The 20,547-nt window shown below is 59.3% G+C and carries 15 protein-coding genes and 1 pseudogene; 7 read left to right on the forward strand and 9 right to left on the reverse strand.

All coding sequences use genetic code 11. The annotated features are described in order from the left end of the window. Positions 1–29: 29 nt before the first annotated feature. From ACYZTX_RS05405 to ACYZTX_RS05435, 7 genes are all read left to right on the forward strand, one after another. Positions 30–1,742: a DUF2138 domain-containing protein gene (locus ACYZTX_RS05405; protein WP_462033237.1), complete on the forward strand. Its 1,713-nt coding sequence runs from the start codon at positions 30–32 to the stop codon at positions 1,740–1,742. Next, the gene (locus ACYZTX_RS05410) at positions 1,727–2,377 is read left to right on the forward strand and encodes a DUF1175 domain-containing protein (RefSeq protein WP_462036990.1); all 651 of its coding nucleotides are present in this window, start codon (positions 1,727–1,729) and stop codon (positions 2,375–2,377) included. Before ACYZTX_RS05405 ends, ACYZTX_RS05410 begins: the two co-directional genes overlap by 16 nt. Then, on the forward strand, positions 2,374–6,939 hold the full coding sequence (locus tag ACYZTX_RS05415; protein ID WP_462036991.1) for an alpha-2-macroglobulin family protein: 4,566 nt from the start codon (positions 2,374–2,376) through the stop codon (positions 6,937–6,939). Before ACYZTX_RS05410 ends, ACYZTX_RS05415 begins: the two co-directional genes overlap by 4 nt. A gap of 1 nt (position 6,940) precedes the next feature. After that, complete coding sequence (locus ACYZTX_RS05420; RefSeq protein ID WP_462033238.1) at positions 6,941–8,560, forward strand: DUF2300 domain-containing protein; 1,620 nt, start codon at positions 6,941–6,943, stop codon at positions 8,558–8,560. A gap of 3 nt (positions 8,561–8,563) precedes the next feature. Further along, positions 8,564–9,379 carry a YfaP family protein gene (locus tag ACYZTX_RS05425; protein ID WP_462033239.1) on the forward strand — a complete coding sequence of 272 codons (816 nt, stop codon included), beginning with the start codon at positions 8,564–8,566 and terminating at the stop codon, positions 9,377–9,379. A gap of 243 nt (positions 9,380–9,622) precedes the next feature. Then, positions 9,623–9,886, forward strand: coding sequence for a helix-turn-helix transcriptional regulator (locus tag ACYZTX_RS05430; protein ID WP_462033240.1), 264 nt, complete (start codon positions 9,623–9,625; stop codon positions 9,884–9,886). A 142-nt stretch (positions 9,887–10,028) separates the two neighbouring features. Next, positions 10,029–11,225, forward strand: coding sequence for a type II toxin-antitoxin system HipA family toxin (locus tag ACYZTX_RS05435; protein ID WP_462033241.1), 1,197 nt, complete (start codon positions 10,029–10,031; stop codon positions 11,223–11,225). 533 nt (positions 11,226–11,758) lie between these two features. On the opposite strand, the pseudogene ACYZTX_RS05440 reads toward ACYZTX_RS05435, so the two are convergent. The 9 genes and pseudogenes from ACYZTX_RS05440 to eat all read right to left on the reverse strand — a co-directional run. Then, positions 11,759–12,730: pseudogene (locus ACYZTX_RS05440) on the reverse strand (IS110 family RNA-guided transposase); the annotation flags it as partial. Between the two features lie 139 nt (positions 12,731–12,869). Next, the gene (locus tag ACYZTX_RS05445; RefSeq protein ID WP_462033242.1) at positions 12,870–13,622 is read right to left on the reverse strand and encodes a S24 family peptidase; all 753 of its coding nucleotides are present in this window, start codon (positions 13,620–13,622) and stop codon (positions 12,870–12,872) included. Between the two features lie 231 nt (positions 13,623–13,853). Next, positions 13,854–14,381, reverse strand: coding sequence for an inorganic diphosphatase (gene ppa / locus ACYZTX_RS05450; protein WP_282379152.1), 528 nt, complete (start codon positions 14,379–14,381; stop codon positions 13,854–13,856). A gap of 113 nt (positions 14,382–14,494) precedes the next feature. Then, positions 14,495–15,307 (reverse strand): M90 family metallopeptidase, encoded by an 813-nt coding sequence (locus tag ACYZTX_RS05455; protein WP_462033243.1) that lies wholly within the window; start codon positions 15,305–15,307, stop codon positions 14,495–14,497. A gap of 6 nt (positions 15,308–15,313) precedes the next feature. After that, positions 15,314–15,970, reverse strand: a complete 657-nt coding sequence (locus ACYZTX_RS05460) for a DedA family protein (RefSeq protein ID WP_462033244.1) — start codon at positions 15,968–15,970, stop codon at positions 15,314–15,316. A 218-nt stretch (positions 15,971–16,188) separates the two neighbouring features. Then, the gene (locus ACYZTX_RS05465; protein ID WP_461974701.1) at positions 16,189–16,650 is read right to left on the reverse strand and encodes a GNAT family N-acetyltransferase; all 462 of its coding nucleotides are present in this window, start codon (positions 16,648–16,650) and stop codon (positions 16,189–16,191) included. A 118-nt stretch (positions 16,651–16,768) separates the two neighbouring features. Then, complete coding sequence (eutC, locus tag ACYZTX_RS05470; RefSeq protein WP_462033245.1) at positions 16,769–17,593, reverse strand: ethanolamine ammonia-lyase subunit EutC; 825 nt, start codon at positions 17,591–17,593, stop codon at positions 16,769–16,771. Positions 17,594–17,601: 8 nt separating this feature from the next. Next, positions 17,602–18,996 (reverse strand): ethanolamine ammonia-lyase subunit EutB, encoded by a 1,395-nt coding sequence (locus ACYZTX_RS05475; protein WP_462033246.1) that lies wholly within the window; start codon positions 18,994–18,996, stop codon positions 17,602–17,604. Positions 18,997–19,047: 51 nt separating this feature from the next. Further along, a complete protein-coding gene (eat, locus tag ACYZTX_RS05480) occupies positions 19,048–20,496 on the reverse strand; it encodes an ethanolamine permease (RefSeq protein ID WP_282379134.1) in 1,449 nt (482 codons plus the stop codon). Positions 20,497–20,547 lie beyond the last annotated feature (51 nt).

The following is a 20,547-nucleotide window of genomic DNA, read 5'->3' on the forward strand; positions in this document are numbered from 1 at the left end:
GCACCACGGATGAATTGGGCTTTGTGAACATGAGCGATAACACTGTGACTCCTGCCGCTGACGCACCTGCAGCTAAACCTTCTCGTCGCTGGCCGGCGCTGCTGGTCGGGCTGTGCCTGGTGGCAGGCGTGGCCGGTGGGTTGGGCTGGTTCATGCACAAATCCAAGGTGCCGCCGGCGGAGTTGGTCAGCGACAAACTGGGCATGAGCCGGCCGGACGGTCTGCTCGAATCCCACTCCTTGAGCCAGTTGCCCAAGGACTTGCTGGCGGTGCCGTTCCTCAAGGAAACCCTGACCGAAGATTTCGTCTTCTATTACGAAACGCATGCGGATCGTCTCGGTTTGATCGGCAGTCTGCGGCGGATCATTTACGAACATGACTTGAAGCTGCAGGACAGCCTGATCGAGCAAATTTTCGACCAACCGGCCGATGTTGCGCTGTGGCGTGGGGCGGATGGTCGTTTGAAAGACTTCTTGTTGGTGATGGATCGCGGTGGTCTGGCCAAGGTGCTGGAGCCGCTGGCGAAAGTGGCGCTGGATGATTCGCAGCTGAGCAAAGTGGGTGATGTGAAAGTGGGTGCCGACGACGTTGCGCTCTATCAACTGACCTACAACGCTACCAAGGCGCTGCTGTTCGCCTCCCATGGCGACAAACTGGTGGTGCTGTCCAACCCGACCAAACTCTACGATCCGGAGAGCGGCTCATCGGAAGAGCCGGGCAGTGTCTCAACCAAGGCCATCGCCGCGTTGCTCAATGGCGACAAACTGTTCCCCGAAGCCTTTGGCCTGCAACCGCGCGCACCAGAGGTGAAACAACGCCTCTCGGTCAATTCCAGCGTCCTGGCCATGGGTTATCAGCGTTTCATCCCGAACTTCGCCGGCCTGCGCTTCGACATGGACGACAAGGGCTGGCACAGCTTCCTCGCCATGGATGAACTGGACAACCAGCCGGACTTCGATTTCAAACCTATCTGGCAAGCCATGCCGATGGGCGCCAGTGCCTGCGTCGCCTTGCCGCTCGCTGCTGAACAACAGAAGCCGCTGCTGGTGAAACTCGGCGCTGAAGAATCGGTGGCTCAGGCCCTGACCGAACACATGGCCGGTGCCGCCGGCCTGTGCTGGTACGCCGATTCGCGGTTGTACACGCCATTGCTGGTGGCCAGCCTGAACGATGATGACAGCGCAAAACTCGACGGTGATCTGGGCAATTTGTTCGGCTCGATGGTCGGCGCCTACGAAGGCAACGTCGAAGAACACGCGTTCCCGGTCGTGGAAAAACAGGAAGGCGATACCCATCAGTGGCAGCGCCAGGTCAGCTCCAACTTCGGCCCTTACGCAGCCAAGAATGCCGAGAACCCGGACGCGATCACCGGCAAGGCGTTCATGAAAGTCAGCCTGGCGCGCCACGGTTCGACGCTGCTGTTTTCCCTCGACGACAAGCTGGTGGACAAAGCCCTCGGTACCCTCGACAAACGCTTCCCGCCGCTGGCCGACGTGGTGCCGAAAGACCTGCTGATGCCGGTCTACTTCGGCCCGGATTCCATGGCGCAGCTGATGCAACAAGAAACTCTCGACAGCCTGCCGCAGGACATGGAGCCGGTGTTTTACAACGCCGCGCAAACCTACCTGATCCCCAAACTGCGCAAGCTCGGCGGTTACGGCAAATACGCCCTGACCTTGCCCGAAGGCAGCGAGCCCGACGGCCACTGGCAATGGCTGCCGCTGGAATGGAAAGCCCTGTGACAGCACTTATCCGAGGCCTTGGCCTGCTGGCGTTGCTGCTGGGCACCCAGGCATTTGCCACTGAGGCGCCGCCACTGGACGTGCAGCAATCCCAGGTATTCCGCGCCTGGTTTGTGCGCATCGCCCAGGAGCAGCTGACCCAAGGCCCGAGCCCGCGCTGGTATCAGCAGGACTGCGCGGGCCTGGTGCGATTCGCGGCTAACGAAGCGCTGAAAGTTCATGACGACAAATGGCTGCGCAGCAATGGCCTGTCCAACCGCTACCTGCCGCCGGAGCTGCAACTGAGCGAGGCCCAGCGCGGCCTCGCCCAGCAATGGCAGCAGGGCGGCGGCAAGGTCGGGCCGTACGTCAACGCAATCAAACTGATTCAGTTCAACAGCCATTTGGTCGGCCGCGATTTAGCGCAAGCCCGGCCCGGCGACCTGATGTTTTTCGATCAGGGCGACGACCAGCACCTGATGATCTGGATGGGCCGCTACATCGCCTATCACACCGGCACCACCACCCCGACTGACAACGGCATGCGCTCCGCAAGCCTGCAGCAACTCATGACATGGAAGGACACCCGATGGATACCCGACGCAGCCAATCCCAACTTCATCGGCGTCTATCGACTGAACTTTCTCTCCCAATGATCGGTGCCCGCATGCTGCGTTTTCTGCCTCTGCTGTTGGTCTTAGGGCTGCCTTTTTCGACGGTCAACGCCGAAGACACCGTCGAGCCGAGCGGCTACACGCCGGTGGCCGGTGAAAGCTTTTTCCTGCTGGCCGACAGCAGTTTCGCCAGCGACGAACAGGCGATGGTTCGCCTCGAAGCGCCAGGTCGCGACTACCGTCGGTTCCGCATGGAGCCTTACGGTGGCGCGGACATTCGCGTGTACCGCATCGACAAGCCACTGGATTTCCTCAAGCGCCAGAAGAACCTGCACCGCGTGGTCAGCGACGGCCAGTTCAAGGGCGAAGGCCTGTCGAACACGCTCGCATACCTGTGGGACAACTGGTACCGCAAATCCCGTCGGGTGATGCAGCGGGCGTTCTCCTACGAATCGCGTAAACAAGTCACCGAGGAAGTGCCGGAACTGAAGATGGGCAGCGCCATCGCGGCGCCGACGCCCTACGACGCTCAGCCGCAATTCGCGCTGATTCCGGGCTTGCCGGTAGTCAGTCAATTCCGTTATCCGCTGTGGCAAGCCAAACCGATCCAGCCGCCTGAGGGCGTGAACCTGGCCGGATCTTCCAGCGAGTTCGTCAGCGTTGCACCGGGTAACGTTTACATCCCGTTGGGCAATCTGAAGCCGGGTCTGTACCTGGTGGAAGCGCTCATTGGTAAATACCGTGCGACCACCATGGTCTTCGTCTCCAACACCGTGGCCGTGAGCAAGATTGCCGGTGATGAACTGCTGGTGTGGGCCGCGCGCAAACACGAAGGCAGTTCGGTGCCGAAGGTGAATGTGCTGTGGACCGATGGCCTGGGTGTAATGAGCAGTGGCGCCACCGACGCCGATGGTTTGTTGCGTCTGAAGCACGTCAGCCCGGAGCGTTCTTTCGTGATCGGCGAGGACGAAGAGGGCGGGGTGTTCGTCTCCGAAAACTTCTATTACGACAGCGAAATCTACGACACCAAACTCTATGCGTTCACCGACCGGCCGCTGTATCGGCCGGGGGATTGGGTGTCGCTGAAAATCGTCGGCCGCGAGTTCAAGAACGCCCGCGACTCGGTGCTGCCGACGGCTGCCGACGTCAATGTCACAGTACTTGATGCGACCGGCACGGCGCTGCAATCGCTGGCGCTGAAGCTCGATTCCAAGGCTGGCACTCAAGGCCGTTTCCAGTTGCCGGACAACGCGGTAGCGGGTGGTTATGAGCTGCGTTTCAGCTACAAGGATCAGGCCTACAGCAGCGCCTTCCGCGTGGCCGAATACATCAAGCCGCACTTCGAAATTTCCCTGAACCTGGCCAAGCAGGATTACCGCACCGGCGAACCGGTGAAAGGCAACCTGGTGCTGCTGTACCCGGACGGAAAGCCAGTGGCCAACGCCAGGTTGAGCCTGAGCCTGCGCGCCCAACAACTGTCGATGGTCGACAACGAACTGCAATACCTCGGGCAATTCCCGGTTGAGTTGACCAGCACCGAACTGACCACCGATGCCAAGGGCAACGCGACGCTCGATCTGCCGGCTGCCGAGAAGCCGAGTCGCTACATGCTCACTGTGTTCGCCAGCGATGGTGCGGCGTATCGGGTCAAGACCACCAAGGAAATCCTCATTGACCGTGGCGCCGCGAGTTTCAGCCTGCGCGCGCCGCAGCGGTTCAGTGCAGTGGGTGACAAGGTTGCGTTCAATTATTTGAATGAAGGCGGCAGCGAGCAAAGCAAAGCGGTGACGCCGAGCGGTTACAGCTGGGTGCGTCTGGAAGACCAGAGCACCGGCGAAGGCAAACTTGCCGCAGCCGATAAAGGTTTCACGTTGGCGTTCGAGCGTCCGGGCACTTACAACCTGACGCTGAAGGACGACCATGGCCGCGTTGTGGGTGCGACCGGTCATTCGGTCACTGGTGACGGCGTCAAAGCCGTGCCCGGCACCGTGGAAATTGTCCTCGACAAACCCGAGTACAAGGCCGGCGACGAAGCCCTCGCATTGATCACCTTCCCTGAGCCGATCAGCGATGCATTGCTGTCGCTCGAGCGCGACAAGGTCGAGGCCACAGCGCTGCTGTCCAAGGGCGGCGACTGGCTGAAGATGGAAAAACTCAGCGAGACCCAGTACCGCGCGCGGATCCCGGTAAAAGACAATTTTGCGCCGAACCTGACCTTCTCGGTGCTCTACACCAAGGGTGGTCAGTACAGCTTCCAGAACGCCGGCATCAAGGTGATCGCGCCGCAGATCGACGTGGCCATCGCCACCGATAAAGAGTCGTATCAGCCGGGCGATACCGTGTCGGTTGACTTGACCACCCAGTTCGCTGGCAAGCCAATTCCGGCGCACCTGACGGTCAGCGTTGTCGACGAAATGGTCTACGCGCTGCAACCGGAAGTCGCACCGACCATCGACCAGTTTTTCTATCACCCACGCCGCAACAACGTGCGCACCAGCGCCAGTCTGTCGTTCATCAGCTATGACGTCGCGTTGCCGGGCAGCCCGGGTGCGCCGGGCAAAGCTAACCGCAGCGAGCGAGGCGTGAAAGTGCTGGAGCGGCCGCGCCGTGAAGACGTCGATACCGCTGCGTGGCAGCCGGAACTGGTGACCGACGCCAACGGCAAAACCCGCTTTACGTTCAAGATGCCGGACTCGCTGACCCGCTGGCGCATCACCGCCCGGGCCATCGCCGATGACGGTCAGGTCGGGCAGAAGAAGCAGTTCGTGCGCTCGGAAAAACCGCTGTACCTGAAGTGGAGCGGGCCAACCAAATTCCGCAACGGCGACAAACCCGATCTCGGCGTGTTCGCTTTCAGTCAGGCCGAGAAACCGGTCAAGGCTGGGCTGGTGATGCATTACGCTGGCACCGAACAGCGCGTGCCGGTGACGCTGAATAACGGCATCAACTACATCGCGCTGCCGGCGTTTGCGCTGGCCACTGGTGAGTGGACAGCTGAACTGGTGCAGGACGGCAAAACGGCTGATGCTTTGGCTGTACGACTGACCGCCACCGGTGAAGGCTGGCAGGTCACGCAAAGCCAAAGTCTGGACGTGGCCAGCGGTGATACGCCGCTGACCTTGCCAGCGGACGCGACGGATATTCGCCTGCGTCTGGATGACAGTCCGCAAACGCTGTTCCGCTCGGCACTCGACGATCTGTTGAGCTATCCGTATGGCGGCGTCGAGCAAACGGCCAGTCGTTTGCTGCCGCTGAGCATCGCCTATCCATCGCTGTCGTCGAACCCGCAGATCCGCGATCGCTTGCGCTTGATCATGCAGAACAGCCGTCTGCGTCTGGTGCAAATGGCCGGGCCTTCGGCGAGTTTCACTTGGTGGGGCATGGACGGTGAGCCTGATGCATTCCTCACTGCTTACGCTTACTACGCCGACTGGCACGCCAGCAAAGCGTTGGAGCTGAGCCTGCCGCCCGAGCATTGGCAACGGGTGCTGGAGGTCTATTCGAAGCAGGCGCAGAACACGCCGTTGTTGCAGCGGGCGTTGATTCTGTCGTTCGCCAGACAGATGCAATTGCCGGTGAACACCCTGCTCAGCGGTTTGATGGATGACTTGGCGAAAGCGGGTGAGGGTAATGCGGCGAACCTGATGGAGGAGGGTGAGGACAGCATGGTCATGAGCGATCCCGAATCGGCGCTTGGTTTGGCTGCGGCTCGTGCGTTGACCGCCTCTTTGGCGAAGCAATCGAAGGTCACTTTGCCGGAGTCTTTCAAACGTCAGTTGGCGGACGCTCAGCAGCGTTTGGCCGTCAGTTCTCAACCGTTTTCCGAAGCGTTGAACCTTTCGCTGCAAGCCTTTGATCAGGCTCACGCGACAGCGTTGCTGCAACGTTTGCTGCCACAGCAATCGACGCTGGAGCGTGCGTTGGCGCTGACCTGGTTGCAACGCAGTATCGAGCAGGCTTCGCCCGCCATCGCGCTGACGCCGGGTGAAGGCTGGAAGCAGGAGCAGGGCGCGACCGGTGAGGTTTATTGGACGTGGCAGGGGGCTGCGCCAGTGCCAGCTGTGCTGTCGCTGACCGGTGCGCAAGAGCGTCCTTTACGCGCTGCATTGAGTTTCCAGACCAAGCAGCCGCCGATTGATCCGATGGCCGTGACCATCACCCGTCGTCTGTCGCGTCTGGTGCCGGGTGACGAAGCCTTCAACTTCAAACTGGAAGCGGTCGGCAACAAACCGTTGTCCAGCGACAGCCTGTATCTGGACGAAGTGATCATCACCAGCAAAGCAGCGAAACCGCTGCGCTACGGCATGCTCGAAGTGCCGCTACCACCGGGTGCCGATGTCGAGCGCACCACGTGGGGCATCAAGCTCATGGGCAAGGCTGGCACCGAACCGACCGCGCTGGAGAAGGCGCGTTTTGAACCGGGGCAAATGGCCTATGCCATTCCGGTTGATGCCTTGAGTGGCGAGTTGCGTCTGCGTCATCTGGTGCGCTTCTCGCAGAAGGGCCAGTTCAACTTGCCGCCAGTGCGTTTTACTCAGGTCTACGCGCCACAGCATCAGGCTCAGGAGCAGAAACCGGCGCTTGGTCAGGTCACGGTCAACTGACATGACCCGGCCTCTGGTCTGGTGGCTGCTGTGCTTGATCCCTGCGCTGGCAACCGCGCAGGACGAGCCGCTGCGGCTGGCTTTTAAAGGTGAGTTGCTTTCGTTGAGTCGAACTCAGGTGATCGAGCGCGAGCCGTTGCCTGCTGACTTGCAGACGCCTTTGGGCAGTGTGTGGAAGTTGTTTGTCTACGGTTGGCTGGTGGACACCGGTGCCCATGAATCGCCTTATGAATGTCGCGGGCAGTCGAAGGAAGAAGTTTATTGCTGCACGGCCGGTGGGAAGATTGATCGCGATCAGGCGTTGGTGAAGTCGTGTGGTTTGTACTTTGAGCCTGCGCGGTTGGGCATTGTCGGGGCTGATTGGCGTCAGTATTGGCTGGCACGACAGGCGCCGGAATGGCTGCTGAACTTGCCGTCGTTGCAGCCTTCTACGCAGGTTTCCGTGGCTGAATTGCTTAAAGTGCTAGCCGTGATGCCCGCTCGGGATCAGGCGCGGCGGGTGTTGCTGGATGTGGTGTTGAACGCCGCTGACGGCAATGTTGTGGGCGAACTCGGTGGCCGGTTGCGGGTGAAAACCTGGAGCTGGTTGGGGGAGCAAGATCCGTCGTCGCGTCAGGGTGGGTTTGCCGGTTGGCTGGCGAATGGAGCGCCGATCTGGGCGGGCGGGCGCGGGACCAGTCAGATGGTGCTTCGTCACTACGGTGCTGCGTTGGCTTCGGTGTTGCCGGTGGATTGGCCCGCGGACGCAGGACGATGTGTTGAGGTCGGTTTGTTTTCCCGTTATCCGATCGGGCGTGTTCTGGCCGGGGATCACGTTGTGGCTTCCGGGCCTTTGCAAGGCGACTACCGCGTCGAATTCGCCAATGGCAATCAGCTGGATATCCACAGCGACGGCGAATTATTCCTGCTCAAAGACAAGCTAGTCGCCCGTCTGGACCGCGAAGAGTACGTCGCCCGCGTCCTCCAGCGCGAAGCCAAACCCGAACCCTTTGAGGCCGCCAAAGCCCTGGCCGTCGCCATCCGCACTTACCTGCTGCAAAACGCCACCCGCAACGGCGACTGCCTGAGTATCGACGACAGCAGCAACCGCCAACGCGTCGCCCCACGCCCGGCCACGGCCGAATCGCGCAACATCGCCGCCTGGACCAGCGACCTGGTCCTCGCCGGCAGCACCGTCACCTACCACTCCGACCAGCCCGGCCCGGACAAGCTCTCCTGGCAGCAAGCCGTCGAACAAGCCAACGCCGGCCAACGCTACGACGCCATCCTGCTCCACGCCTATCCGCGTGCCAGCCTCAGCCGCTGGGACAACCCCGTCGCCTTCTGCGAAGCACTGCCCGCCGCGCAAGACTGGCTGCTGAACCAACGCCGCGGCTGGCGTCCGCGGTTGGAAAGCGAGGTTGGCTACAACGAAGTCAGCACTTTCGCCGTCTGCCGCCTCGCCTTCGGTCGCCCCTACGTCGACCGTGAACGCCAACGCATCTACGTACGCGGTGTGTTGTCGCTCCAAGACCGCCTCGACCTGACCCACGAATACCTGCACCTGGCCTTCGAAGCACACCCCAACGGCCAGGATGAAACCTACATCGAAGGGCTCGCCCGCCACCTCTTGCTGGAATAGGCCATGAAACTCCGTTATCCACAGGTCTTCCTGTTCCTTTGTTCTTTTTGCGTACTACCGACAGTTCTTGCGGCTGAGAGCGCCGTCAAACTCGACACCCCCGTTGGCGGCTGGCGCACCGGCGCACCTGAGGGTGACGGCGAAAGCTTCCGTCAGACCGTTAACTACCCGGCCTCCTCGGTGAACACACCGGTGGGCCAAGCCAATACCGCTCGCATCACTGGGCAGATCAAAGCCACGCCCAAGACCGGTGAGCCGGGCCGGTTGATCGTCAACGGCGTCAGCATGCCGCTGAAGATCGATCCTGCCGGCCGCTTTGATCGCCCGTTCTCGTTTCCCAATGGCAGCAACAGCGTTGAAGTCCGCAGCCCCGATGGTCAACAACGGCATCGCACGCAGTTCCTTAACGCAAGCGGCGGCGCGACACCCGCAAAATTGCGGGTGTTGCTGGCCTGGGACAGCGATGGCACCGACCTGGATTTGCACCTCATCACCCCCGATGGCGCGCACATCTGGTACGGCGACCGCGTTGTTCCCAATGGTGCGGCGCTCGATGTCGACGTGACGACCGGGTATGGCCCGGAAATATTCGCCATGCCGGCGCCGATCAAAGGTCAGTACCTCGTTTACGTGAACTACTTCGGGGGCGGGTATCGCAGTGATGAAGAAGGGCAGGAGGATGCGGTTCAGCCGCTGACCACGGCGCAGGTGACGGTGATAACGGAGGAGGGGACGCCGAACGAGAAGATGGAGACGTTCCTGGTGCCGATGCGGGCGGTGGGGGAGTTGACGTTGGTCAAGGGGTTTAGTTATCCGTGAGGGCCAATAGTCTCAGCAGGCTGAGACTATTAATTGGGCAGCAGTCTGCTGCCCAAAAATCGTCACTAAGACGAGAGTGCTGATTGATGCTTGCGGGCTACAAATTTCAGCTCTTAAATCAATTTTGTGGCTTGTAAGCTACAAATTATTTGTTGGTTGAGATCAAATCGATATTGCGATATTTGTGTCTCCAGGGCTACATTAATCGGTGAAGTAACGATTTTTGATGCTTGAGGGCTACAAATGACGACTCTGTTTGACGTTGCCAATATGTTGAAGCAGGCCCGCAGTGACGCGCGCTTAAGTCAGGAAGCCTTGGCTAACCGTGCCGGCGTATCACGCTCGACCGTGGCGCGCATGGAAACTATGGCCAAAGGCGATATGAGCGTCTCTGCGTTGGTCCGTCTGCTGGAATCAGCTGGGTATGACTTGAAACTGGTTAAGGCTGGACATGAGCGCACCGTTGAAGACATCCTCGCCGAGCAGCGCTCTGGAGTGTCTGAATAATGATTTTAGATGTACATGTCAGCGTAAAAACGGTCGCCAAACTTTACCGGGAGCGCGACGAGTACGTCTTGAAATACTTGCCAGGAACAGAAAGCGGGGACTTCGTCGGCCTGGCGTTGCCAGTTCGTGAGGAGCCTTGGCGGTGGCCACGCGATCTGTTCCCGTTTTTCGGCAGAACTTGCCTGAGGGGTATTTGCTAGGGGTCATCCGTGAGGAGTTTGGTTCATTGCTCGACGGCACCGATCTTTCGCTCCTGGCGGTGATCGGTGGCGCTGGTATTGGGCGGGTGACCGTCACGCCTGAAGGCGTCATACCGGGCGCCGAAATGGAGCCCTTGGAAATTGACCAATTACTGACCGCCGAAAACACCACGGAGCATTTTGCTGCACTGGTGCGCCGTTACGCACGAGCGGCGATATCGGGTGTAGTGCCAAAATTCATCGCGTCTGATATCAGGCATCACGATGTGCCCTTGGGAAAACCCACCCTGCGTACTGGTTTTCACATCATTAAAGGTTCGGACGACACGACACCCTACCTGGGGTTTAACGAGTTCTACACCATGCGTGTACTGGAGCGACTACAGGTCGTGCCGGTAGCCACCTGCAGCATGTCAGACGATGGGCGAGTATTGGTAGTGGATTGTTTTGACGTCGATGATCACGGCCAGCCGCGCTGCGGGCTGGAGGATGCGTGTGGATTGTTGGGGCTTCCGCCTCATGAGAAATATGCAACTACCACCGAACGAGTATGGAACGCCACCCGTCCCTACATACCTGGAGACCGGCTACGTGAGCAGCGTGAGCATTTCGGCTGGCACATTCTGGCGAACTACGTGGTGCGAAACGCCGACTGTCACGCCAAAAACATCGCGCTCTATTACACCTCGCGAGCCGACGTCGCCTTCACACCGATCTATGACTTGGTGACCACTCAGGCTTATCCCCGTTTCGCTTCGAACCCCCCAGGTTTATCTGTAGGCGGTCGGCAGACCTGGACGCCGGGCCGCACGCTTGAGATCTTCTTCAGTGGTGTTTTGGGTATTCCCCCGCGTCAGTACGCCACGATGGTCGAGCAACTGTGCGAGTCGGCTGTCGCCGTGGGAAAAGAGGTGATCGAAGCCGCGAAAAACGAGCCAGCCTGGCGTGATGTGGCCAAACACATGGTGCATGCCTGGAACGAAGGTATGGAAACATTACGTAGTCCGAAAGCGGCTCCGCATTTTCGAGGATTGGATACCGCCATTACGGAGGCGGGTTTTTCAGGGCCGCGAGCGGCAGAAAGCAGTCGAGTGCAGATTGGAAGTTCAGAGTTGTTGGCACCGAGAAAACGCAAGTAACCGGGTATCGGCTCAGCGATCTGTTAAGTCGATTCTTGGTAGAGGGTTCCAACTTACTTAACTCTGCCAATATTTCTCGCGGCGTACGATGCTCGACCTTCTCATGCATCTGCCGTCGGCTCATGAGCTGGATCAACGCGGGATGCTAATTTATCTCGCTAACCGCTGAGTCTAACTTTTTCCAGACATTAAAAAGCCGGCTTGTGGCCGGCTTCTCGGGGACTGGCTTGGTTCATTTTTGGTAAACCGCGCCAGCCTTCAAAACGTACACCCGGATCTTGCGTCCGGCTGTGGGACTTGGCGAGAAAATCATCTGCCTTGTCGGTGCGATTCTCCGCCGTGGGGCGGGTCGGTGCGCAAATGTGGGGCGCAGCATACTGATTTTTTTGGGGAATTCCCAGCGTGGCGTGGTTGTAGAGTGATTGCGGTGACGTGTAGCAGCTGGCGTAGCCTGCGTTCGGTTCGGGCCGCGTTCGGACGCAGCAGTCGTGAAACCATCTAACCCGGTGTTTCTAGTACACAGCGGATACCGGATCACGACTGCTACGTCCGAACGCGGCCTCCTTACGACCCAGCCGGCTCATCCAGCGCAACAAGCGGCGGTCATCGGGTTGCTGGGAATCAGGTCGTAGTTGTTGCAGCACCGCATGGGCTCCCTGGATCATCAGGCTGCGTAAATAAACATCGCCTCGCTTGGTCATGTCCCCCAGCCGGACCGTCTGCCCGCTGCTGTGCTGGTCAGGCACCATGCCAAAGTACGCGGCAAACTTGCGGGCATTGGGAAATCGCTCAGGTTTGGTTTCCTTGGCCACCAGTGCCGTGGCAGTGACTGGGCCGATGCCGCGCACAGTCATCAGTCGCTTCGCCGTCATGTCGGCGTTGGCGGCCACTTCCAGGCGTCCCGTCAGCACGCTGATGCGCTCGCCCAAATGGCGCCACTCGGCCAACAGTTCGTCGATCAGTTCACGCAGCAGGCCAGGCACCGGCTGGGTAGCATCTTCCAGTACCCGCGGAATTTTCTGGCTGATCGCAACATCGCCCTGCGCCAAGGCCACGCCGTGCTCGAGCAGCAGGCCGCGCATCTGATTACTTACCGCCGTGCGTCGACGCACGTAGCCCTGACGGGCGCGATGCAGCGCCTGCATTGCCAGCGCCGCAACGCTTTTGACCGGTACTGCGCATATTTTTTCATCGCGACCAGCCCGCAGAATCGCCAGCGCATCGTTGCGATCATTTTTAGGCCCGCTGCGGTGTGTGGCCACCAAACCGGCTGGAAGAATGCGCGCCAGATTGCCTTGGTCTTGCAGCTGCCGGGCCCAGGCTTGAGCGCCCGGACCGGTTTCCATCAAAACCACGACATGAGGCGGTAACTGTTGGAGAAACTCATAAAACGCCTCACGCGACTTGATCCGCTGCTCATAGCGCACCTGGCCGAGGACATCTTCACCGGCGACCTGAAAGACCTGCTTGGCCAGATCGACCGCCAAAGTTGTACAGGCCGACAAATCGGAAGAAGACAGGGATTGATCAATCGAACTATGATTTTTCATGGACTCGCCCTCGCTGTCGTTGGCTGTTTAGACTGCCACCGTGGCGCATTGACGCCTCGGCTTGGGCGAGTCCATCCAATTACAGGTCGCGTTCTCACAGGAACGGCACGGGTGGGCGACGTTTATTTAGCGTGGAACACCAGAACACCCAGCCCAATACCCTGATGTTCTGCTCGTCGATTTGCGCGGCTCTGAAGATTTCGTCCGGGTACTCGGCGCTGTTGTGGCTGCGCAATCGCAGGCCATTCCCAGGCATACGGTGCAGGTATTTGATTCGCAGCATCCCGTCATGCTCGATCGCATAAATCTCTCCATCAATAATCTGGGTCAGGCCGCGATCGATGGCGATGGTGGAGCCGTCTTCAATCTTCTCGGCCATGCTGTTGCCGATCATGTGGGCGCAGATGGCATCCGTATGATTGATTTCCAGGGAGTCGAGATGGCTGCGGGGCAGGCGGATGGGTTGGCTGCTGTCCTCAACAACGTGCGTTTTATTCGAGCCTGGAGTGACAGGTGCTTCTTTGTAAAAGGCCAACTCGACGTCGGTAGGCTCGATGACCGTGTAGATGCCGCGAATGGCCTGGGCGTCGAAGGTGTTGCCGGTCTCGTCGAGCAGGCGCAGGTGTTTGGCGTCTTTCGGGCCTTCGCCGGTTTTCAACCACTCACTGTTGACGGACAGTTTTCTGGCGACTTCTTCCATGCGGTACTCGGGCACGCCCCGGGTGTACCAGTTATGGACGTTTTGTGCCTGTGGAATCTTCAGGAAATCGGCAAATGCCGTCGTCGTAATCTTCGCGTCTTCCAGGAGCATTTTGAATCGTGAACCGCAGGATTTGTTCTTTTTCATAAACACGAGTCTACGGGCGCAGGGCCTGGGTTTGAATAAACGAACCGTTCAAATTGAGAGGGAAATTTACGACCGGATGTAAGACGTATTTGGAGCAAATTAAACACGAAAAAACCGAAGTGACCGCCAGGTAAACGTCCTGTTTAGAAGGCGCTTTATAAACGCGCACAAAAAACCCCGGATCAACCGGGGTTTTCTTAAAGTCGTCAAAGGCGCAAAGCCCATGGCGTCTTAGCCTTTATAGGCAGCAACCGACTTCATGATCTCGGTGCGAGCGGCTTCTGCGTCGCCCCAACCTTCGATCTTCACCCATTTGCCTTTTTCGAGGTCTTTGTAGTTCTCGAAGAAGTGCTTGATCTGTTCCAGCAGCAGAGGTGGCAGATCGGTGTATTCCTTCACGTCGACGTACAGCTGGGACAGCTTGTCGTGTGGGACTGCGATGACTTTGGCATCGCCGCCGCCGTCGTCGGTCATGTGCAGGATGCCGACCGGACGGGCGCGGATGACCGAACCTGGAGTAACCGGGTAAGGGGTCACAACCAGCACGTCGAGGGGGTCACCGTCGTCAGCCAGGGTGTTCGGGATGAAACCGTAGTTGGCCGGGTAGAACATCGGGGTGGCCATGAAACGGTCAACGAACAGGCAATCGCTGTCTTTGTCGATTTCGTATTTGATCGGCGCGTGGTTGGCCGGAATCTCGATCGCGACGTAGATGTCGTTCGGCAGGTCTTTGCCAGCCGGAATCTTGCTGTAGCTCATTGGGCGGTGCCCCCGTTAGTTGACCAAAAACACTTGGCCGGATTGACCAAAAAGTGGCGGCGATTATAGGCATATTCCGCCGCCGATGCCATGTACCAGAGGTCGTAGAGACCTTAGTCGTGTGCCTGATAGACAGGGTCTTCGGCCAGAAGTTGCCGCAGCCGGGCCAGCGGGTCCTGGCGATAGAACAGCTTCAGCTGCCCATAGACCTGAGGATACGCCTCGTGCAGCAAATCCGGGGCGCTGAAGAAGTATTCGCTGGTGACCGCGAAGAACTCGGCGGGGTTTTCCGCCGCGTACGGGTCGATGGCGGTTTCGGCGTCTGGATTTCGATCCAGTTGCCGATCGAGGTCGTCGTAGGCCTCTTGCATGATCTTGGCCCAGTCGCTGACCCGCATGTCGGCGTGCAGCGGTGGCAGACCGTTGGCGTCGCCGTTGAGCATGTCGAGTTTGTGCGCGAGTTCGTGGATCACCAGGTTGTAGCCTTCCCAGCCACCGCTGGCCATCACACCAGGCCACGCGAGAATGATCGGGCCTTGCTGCCAGGCTTCGCCGCTGTGTTCGCCGTCCCATTCGTGTTCGACACCACTGGCATCGCGATGGCGCTGGGGGCTGAGGAAATCGTCGGGATAGAGGACGATTTCGTGAAAACCCTGATACCAGTTCAAATCGCCCAGATAGAGCAATGGCAATTGCGCCTGGGCGGCAAGCAGCAGGCGTTGCTCCTGGTGGAGTTCGACGCCGGGCAAGGCAGTCAGGTGCTTGTCTTCGAGGAACAACACGCTGGCTTCGCGCAACCACTGGTCTTCGGCGGTGCTGATGCCATCGAGGAAACTCAAGTGATGGCGCACCCGCTGCCACATGTCGTCGGCAATTGGATGCTTGGCCAAGAGGCGCCGGCGACGCCAGGCGCTAAGGGACCACATGGGGAATCAGTGCGACTGGGTTTTGGACGCGGCGTTGCCGAAGCGGCTGCGGACGATGCCGATGATCATCGGAACCAGCGACAGCAAGATGATGCCCACGACCAGCAGCGACAGGTTTTGCTTGATGAACGGTACGTTGCCGAAGAAATAACCGAGGGTCACCAGGCCACCGACCCACAGGATGGTGCCGAAGACGCTGAAAGCCAAGAAACGCGGATACGGCATTTTCGCCACGCCGGCGACGAACGGTGCAAAGGTGCGAATGATTGGCAGGAAGCGCGCCAGGGTCACAGTTTTGCCGCCGTGCTTGTCGTAGAAATTGTGGGTTTGCTGCAGATAGTCGCGGCGGAAGATTTTTGAGTTTGGATTGCTGAAAAGCTTTTCGCCGGCCGTACGTCCGATGACGTAGTTGGTGCTGTCGCCGAGAATCGCCGCCAGCATCAGCAAGCCGCCCAGCAACACCGGGTCCATGCCGCCACCAGCCGCTACTGCGCCAGCGATGAATAGCAGGGAATCGCCCGGCAGGAACGGCATCACCACCAGACCCGTTTCGCAGAAGATCACCAGGAACAGAATGGCGTAAATCCATGGCCCGTAGTTGTTTACCAGCAAATCGAGGTAAACATCGAGATGCAGGATAAGGTCGAGCGGGTTGAAATCCATGGAGAGCACCTGTGGTGACGGCCCGACTCGGCAGGCCTGCGCGGATGACTTCGCGAAAGGCTACAGACGGGTGTAGTTTTTCTTACAAGCCGGAAAGGTCCGCATTATACGGGCTGAGAGGTGAAAAGCGCGTTGAGTTTGTAGCGGGGGATTTCGGAGCAGTGAGGAGAAAAATCGCAGCCTCAGGACATACCCATAGGGGCTGCGATCTTTTCAGTTTACAGCGCGTCGCTGATCGGCAACACGTAGTTCTTGAACTCGGTGTCTTCCTTGAACCCGATGGATTCGTAGGTTTTCTGCGCGACTTCGTTATTGCTGCTGGTGGAAACGCGCATGCGCACGGCATTGGTTTCCTTGGCCATTTTCTTTGCGGTGCGGATGAGGTTGTCGGCCACCAACTGGCGGCGGGCCTCTTCGGCGACGTAGATGTCGTTGAGGATCCAGACGCGCTTAAGCGAAAGGGACGAAAAGCTTGGATACAACTGACAGAAACCCATCAGTTTGTTGCTGTCGTCATCGGCTAGGGCCAGGTAGATCACCGACTCCTTGCGACGCAGGCGTTTCTCGAGGAACGCCCGGGACGAGTCCGGATAGGCCATGGAGCCATAAAACTCGCGATATTTGACGAACAACGGGGTCAGCAGGTCCAGGTGTTCGAGGGTCGCTTGAATAATCCGCATGGTAGGTCTCGTCTTCAAGTGGCTGTCTTCACGTACTGTGACGGCGAACGGTTCTCACTCGGGCAGCCGTGCGTCGATCCTGCCTGAAACTTGAATAGAAACGCAATGCGGAAACGGTTCAGGCTTCCGGCGGAGTCAGTAGGAAATTACCTTTCATGTCTGCTCCTGCGTCCGACTCCAGTGTCTGAACCTGCGCTTCGTCCTTCAGATTGACCCCTGACAACTGCCGCCGGCAGGCCTCGCGCATCAAATACAGCAAACGGTGTGCCGCCATGCCATAACTCAGACCTTCGAGCCGGACATTGGAGATGCAGTTGCGATAGGCATCCGTCAGTCCGACCTTTGGATTGTAGGTGAAATACAACCCCAGGCTGTCCGGGGAGCTTAGGCCAGGGCGTTCGCCGATCAGGATCACCACCATTTTTGCACCCAGCAATTCGCCGATCTCGTCGGCTACGGCGACCCGACCCTGTTCCACCAGAATGACCGGTGAGACGGACCAGCCGTCACTCACAATCTGATCTTCCATCCGCGCCAGAAACGGCAGGGTATGGCGATGAACGGCCAGTGCCGACAAGCCATCGGCGACGACGATCGCCAGATCCACCCCGTCAGGATGGGCCAACGCATAATCGCGCAGAGTTTGCGCCGACTCGTCACTCAACTTGCGCCCCAAATCGGGGCGCTGCAAGTAACTGTTTCGATCCGCGGCCGCGCTATGCAGCAGCACACTCTCGCGCCCGCATTCGGCCAGTTGCGAGCTCAGCCCCGCAGGGTCGAACGGCAAGTGCACCGCATCCCGCGCCTGAGCGTGGGCGTACTGGAAATCCAGCTGCGCGCTGGTCGGCATGCTGGTGCCAGTTCTACCCAAGGCGATCCGCGCTGGAGTCAGGCGACGCAGTTCCAGCAACGGATTCTGTGGGTTAACGGGTGGTTTATCCATTTCAACACTCATCCCAGTTGCGCCATCGCTTGGCGGAAAGCCGGCGGCAGACTGTCGCCGAAGTGAATCTTGCCATCCGCCTGGGTGAAGATGCCCATTTTTGCCAGCCATTGTTCGAATTCCGGCGCCGGTTTCAGGCCCAGCGTCTGGCGGGCGTAGAGGGCGTCGTGAAACGATGTGGTCTGGTAGTTGAGCATGATGTCATCGGAGCCGGGGATGCCCATGATGAAATTGATCCCGGCCACGCCCAGCAGGGTCAGCAGGGTGTCCATGTCGTCCTGGTCGGCTTCGGCGTGGTTGGTGTAACAGATATCGCAACCCATGGGCACGCCCAGGAGCTTGCCGCAGAAGTGGTCTTCGAGGCCGGCGCGGATGATCTGTTTACCGTTGTAGAGGTATTCCGGGCCGATGAATCCTACGACGGTGTTCACCAGGAACGGTTTGAAATGTCGTGCCACGGCGTAGGCGCGGGTTTCGCAGGTCTGTTGATCGATGCCGTGGTGGGCGTTGGCTGACAGGGCGCTGCCCTGGCCGGTCTCGAAATACATCAGATTCTGGCCCAGCGTGCCGCGATTCAGGCTCAAGCCGGCGTCGTAGCCTTCCTGCAGCACGTTCAGGTTGATGCCGAAACTGGCGTTGGCCGCTTCGGTGCCGGCTATCGATTGAAACACCAGGTCCAGCGGGACACCGCGATTCACCGCTTCAATAGACGTAGTGACGTGGGTCAAAACGCAGGCCTGTGTAGGGATTTCGTAGCGCTGAATGATGGCGTCAAGCATTTCCAGCATGGCGCAGATCGAAGCGATGCTGTCGGTGGCCGGGTTGATGCCGATCATCGCGTCGCCATTGCCATACAGCAGGCCGTCTAAAACGCTCGCGGCGATGCCGGCCGGCTCGTCCGTGGGGTGATTGGGTTGCAGGCGCGTGGATAACCGGCCGCGCAGGCCCATCGTGCCGCGAAATTGGGTGACCACGCGAATTTTCTGCGCCACCAGCACCAGATCCTGCACGCGCATGATTTTTGACACGGCGGCGGCCATTTCCGGGGTCAGGCCGGGCGCGAGGGTGCGCAGGCTCTGTTCATCGGCGGCGTCGCTGAGCAGCCAGTCGCGGAACCCACCGACGGTGAGGTGGCTGACGACCGCGAAAGCTTGTTTATCGTGAGTGTCGATGATCAGTCGCGTGACTTCATCGGCTTCGTAGGGAATCAATACTTCCTGCAGGAAATGAGTCAGGGGGATATTCGCCAGAGCCATCTGCGCGGCTACCCGCTCGCCATCGTTAAGTGCCGCGACGCCAGCCAGGAAATCCCCTGAGCGTGCCGGACTGGCCTTGGCCATCACCTCCTTGAGGCTTTCGAAGCGATAAGTCAGGCCGCCGACAGTGTGAGCAAAACTTGCCATACAGATTCTCCGTGACGGCGCAGATGGTGTCTGCGCCGTAATTTTCGGTCCTTAGTGCAGGGCTTCTTCAGCTTTCTGAATAGCCGCGAATTCTTCTTCGGGCGTGCCTGCTACGAGGTGATGCCGACTGTAGAAGGCAAAGTAAGCAATTAACACTCCATAGATGATTGCAGCGCCAATCACTACACGAGGATCTACCAGAAAGCCTGCCACCACGGCGATGCAAGCCAGCACCAGCGCGACACCCGAGGTGAAGATACCGCCCGGCGTGCGATATGGCCGGTCCATCTTGGGGCGCCGAATGCGCAGTGTGATGTGCGCCGCCATCATCAAGACGTAGGAAATGGTCGCGCCGAACACCGCTACCAGAATCAGCAAGTCACCCTGACCGGTCAGCGACAAGCCGAATCCGATGATGCCGGGAATAATCAGTGCCAGCACGGGGGCCTTGCTCTTGTTGGTTTCTGACAGTTTGCGCGGCAGGTAGCCGGCGCGGGACAGCGCAAAGATCTGCCGCGAGTAGGCGTAGATGATCGAGAAGAAACTGGCGATCAGCCCGGCCAGGCCCACCAGATTGACGAAGTGGCCCATCCAGGTCGAGCCACCATAGGCTTTGCTCAGCGCTTCGACCAACGGGTTACCCGAGGTCATCAACGCATTGGCGCCCGCACCGCCAGGGCCGATGACCAGAATCAGCAGGGCAAAGGTCACCAGCACCAGCATGGCGCCAATCAGCCCACGGGGCAGGTCGCGTTTCGGGTTTTTGGTTTCTTCTGCCGCCAGTGGCACACCTTCAACGGCCAGGAAGAACCAGATCGCGTAGGGAATGGCCGCCCACACGCCGACGTAACCGAACGGCAGGAAGCTGCTGGCGCCCTTGGCCTCGGTCACCGGGATGTCGAGCAGGTTGGCGACGCTGAAGTGCGGCACCATCGCCACCAAAAATACACCCAGTGCCAGGGCGGCGACGGCGGTGATGACGAACATCAGTTTCAGGGCTTCGCCGACCCCGAAAATGTGGATGGCGATAAAAATGATGTAGAACGCCAGGTAAATCATCCAGCCACCGATGCCGAACAGTGACTCGCAATAGGCGCCGATAAATACCGCGATCGCTGCTGGTGCGATGGCATATTCGATCAGGATTGCGGTTCCGGTCAGGAACCCGCCCCACGGCCCGAATGCGCTACGGGCAAAACCGTAGCCGCCACCGGCGGTAGGGATCATGGACGACAGTTCCGCCAAGGAAAAGCACATACACAGGTACATGGTCGCCATCAGCAACGTGGCGATAAACATGCCGCCCCAGCCACCCTGGGCCAGTCCGAAGTTCCATCCTGCGTAATCGCCCGAGATGACGTAGGCCACGCCCAGACCCACTAGCAGGACCCAGCCTGCCGCACCTTTTTTCAGTTCCCGTTGCTGGAAATAGTCGGAGTCGACTTTTTCGAAGTCGACCGAGGAGGTAGCCGGCTGCACGCTGGCTTGATCGCTACGCATAGGAGTTCACCTGTTCTTATTGTTTTTGGCCGGCGTGGTGCCGGGTTGGCA

This window comes from Pseudomonas sp. MDT1-17, from assembly GCF_054898105.1.

Excerpts from the sequence above, each read along its gene's own strand:
- ACYZTX_RS05465 (WP_461974701.1), bottom strand. The coding sequence starts at position 16,650 with ATGCGGATTATTCAAGCGACCCTCGAACACCTGGACCTGCTGACCCCG.
- ACYZTX_RS05405 (WP_462033237.1), top strand. The coding sequence starts at position 30 with ATGAGCGATAACACTGTGACTCCTGCCGCTGACGCACCTGCAGCTAAA.
- ACYZTX_RS05420 (WP_462033238.1), top strand. The coding sequence starts at position 6,941 with ATGACCCGGCCTCTGGTCTGGTGGCTGCTGTGCTTGATCCCTGCGCTG.
- ACYZTX_RS05410 (WP_462036990.1), top strand. The coding sequence starts at position 1,727 with ATGGAAAGCCCTGTGACAGCACTTATCCGAGGCCTTGGCCTGCTGGCG.
- ACYZTX_RS05425 (WP_462033239.1), top strand. The coding sequence starts at position 8,564 with ATGAAACTCCGTTATCCACAGGTCTTCCTGTTCCTTTGTTCTTTTTGC.
- ppa (WP_282379152.1), bottom strand. The coding sequence starts at position 14,381 with ATGAGCTACAGCAAGATTCCGGCTGGCAAAGACCTGCCGAACGACATC.
- ACYZTX_RS05415 (WP_462036991.1), top strand. The coding sequence starts at position 2,374 with ATGATCGGTGCCCGCATGCTGCGTTTTCTGCCTCTGCTGTTGGTCTTA.
- eat (WP_282379134.1), bottom strand. The coding sequence starts at position 20,496 with ATGCGTAGCGATCAAGCCAGCGTGCAGCCGGCTACCTCCTCGGTCGAC.
- ACYZTX_RS05430 (WP_462033240.1), top strand. The coding sequence starts at position 9,623 with ATGACGACTCTGTTTGACGTTGCCAATATGTTGAAGCAGGCCCGCAGT.
- ACYZTX_RS05460 (WP_462033244.1), bottom strand. The coding sequence starts at position 15,970 with ATGGATTTCAACCCGCTCGACCTTATCCTGCATCTCGATGTTTACCTC.
- ACYZTX_RS05475 (WP_462033246.1), bottom strand. The coding sequence starts at position 18,996 with ATGGCAAGTTTTGCTCACACTGTCGGCGGCCTGACTTATCGCTTCGAA.
- ACYZTX_RS05445 (WP_462033242.1), bottom strand. The coding sequence starts at position 13,622 with ATGAAAAAGAACAAATCCTGCGGTTCACGATTCAAAATGCTCCTGGAA.
- ACYZTX_RS05455 (WP_462033243.1), bottom strand. The coding sequence starts at position 15,307 with ATGTGGTCCCTTAGCGCCTGGCGTCGCCGGCGCCTCTTGGCCAAGCAT.
- eutC (WP_462033245.1), bottom strand. The coding sequence starts at position 17,593 with ATGGATAAACCACCCGTTAACCCACAGAATCCGTTGCTGGAACTGCGT.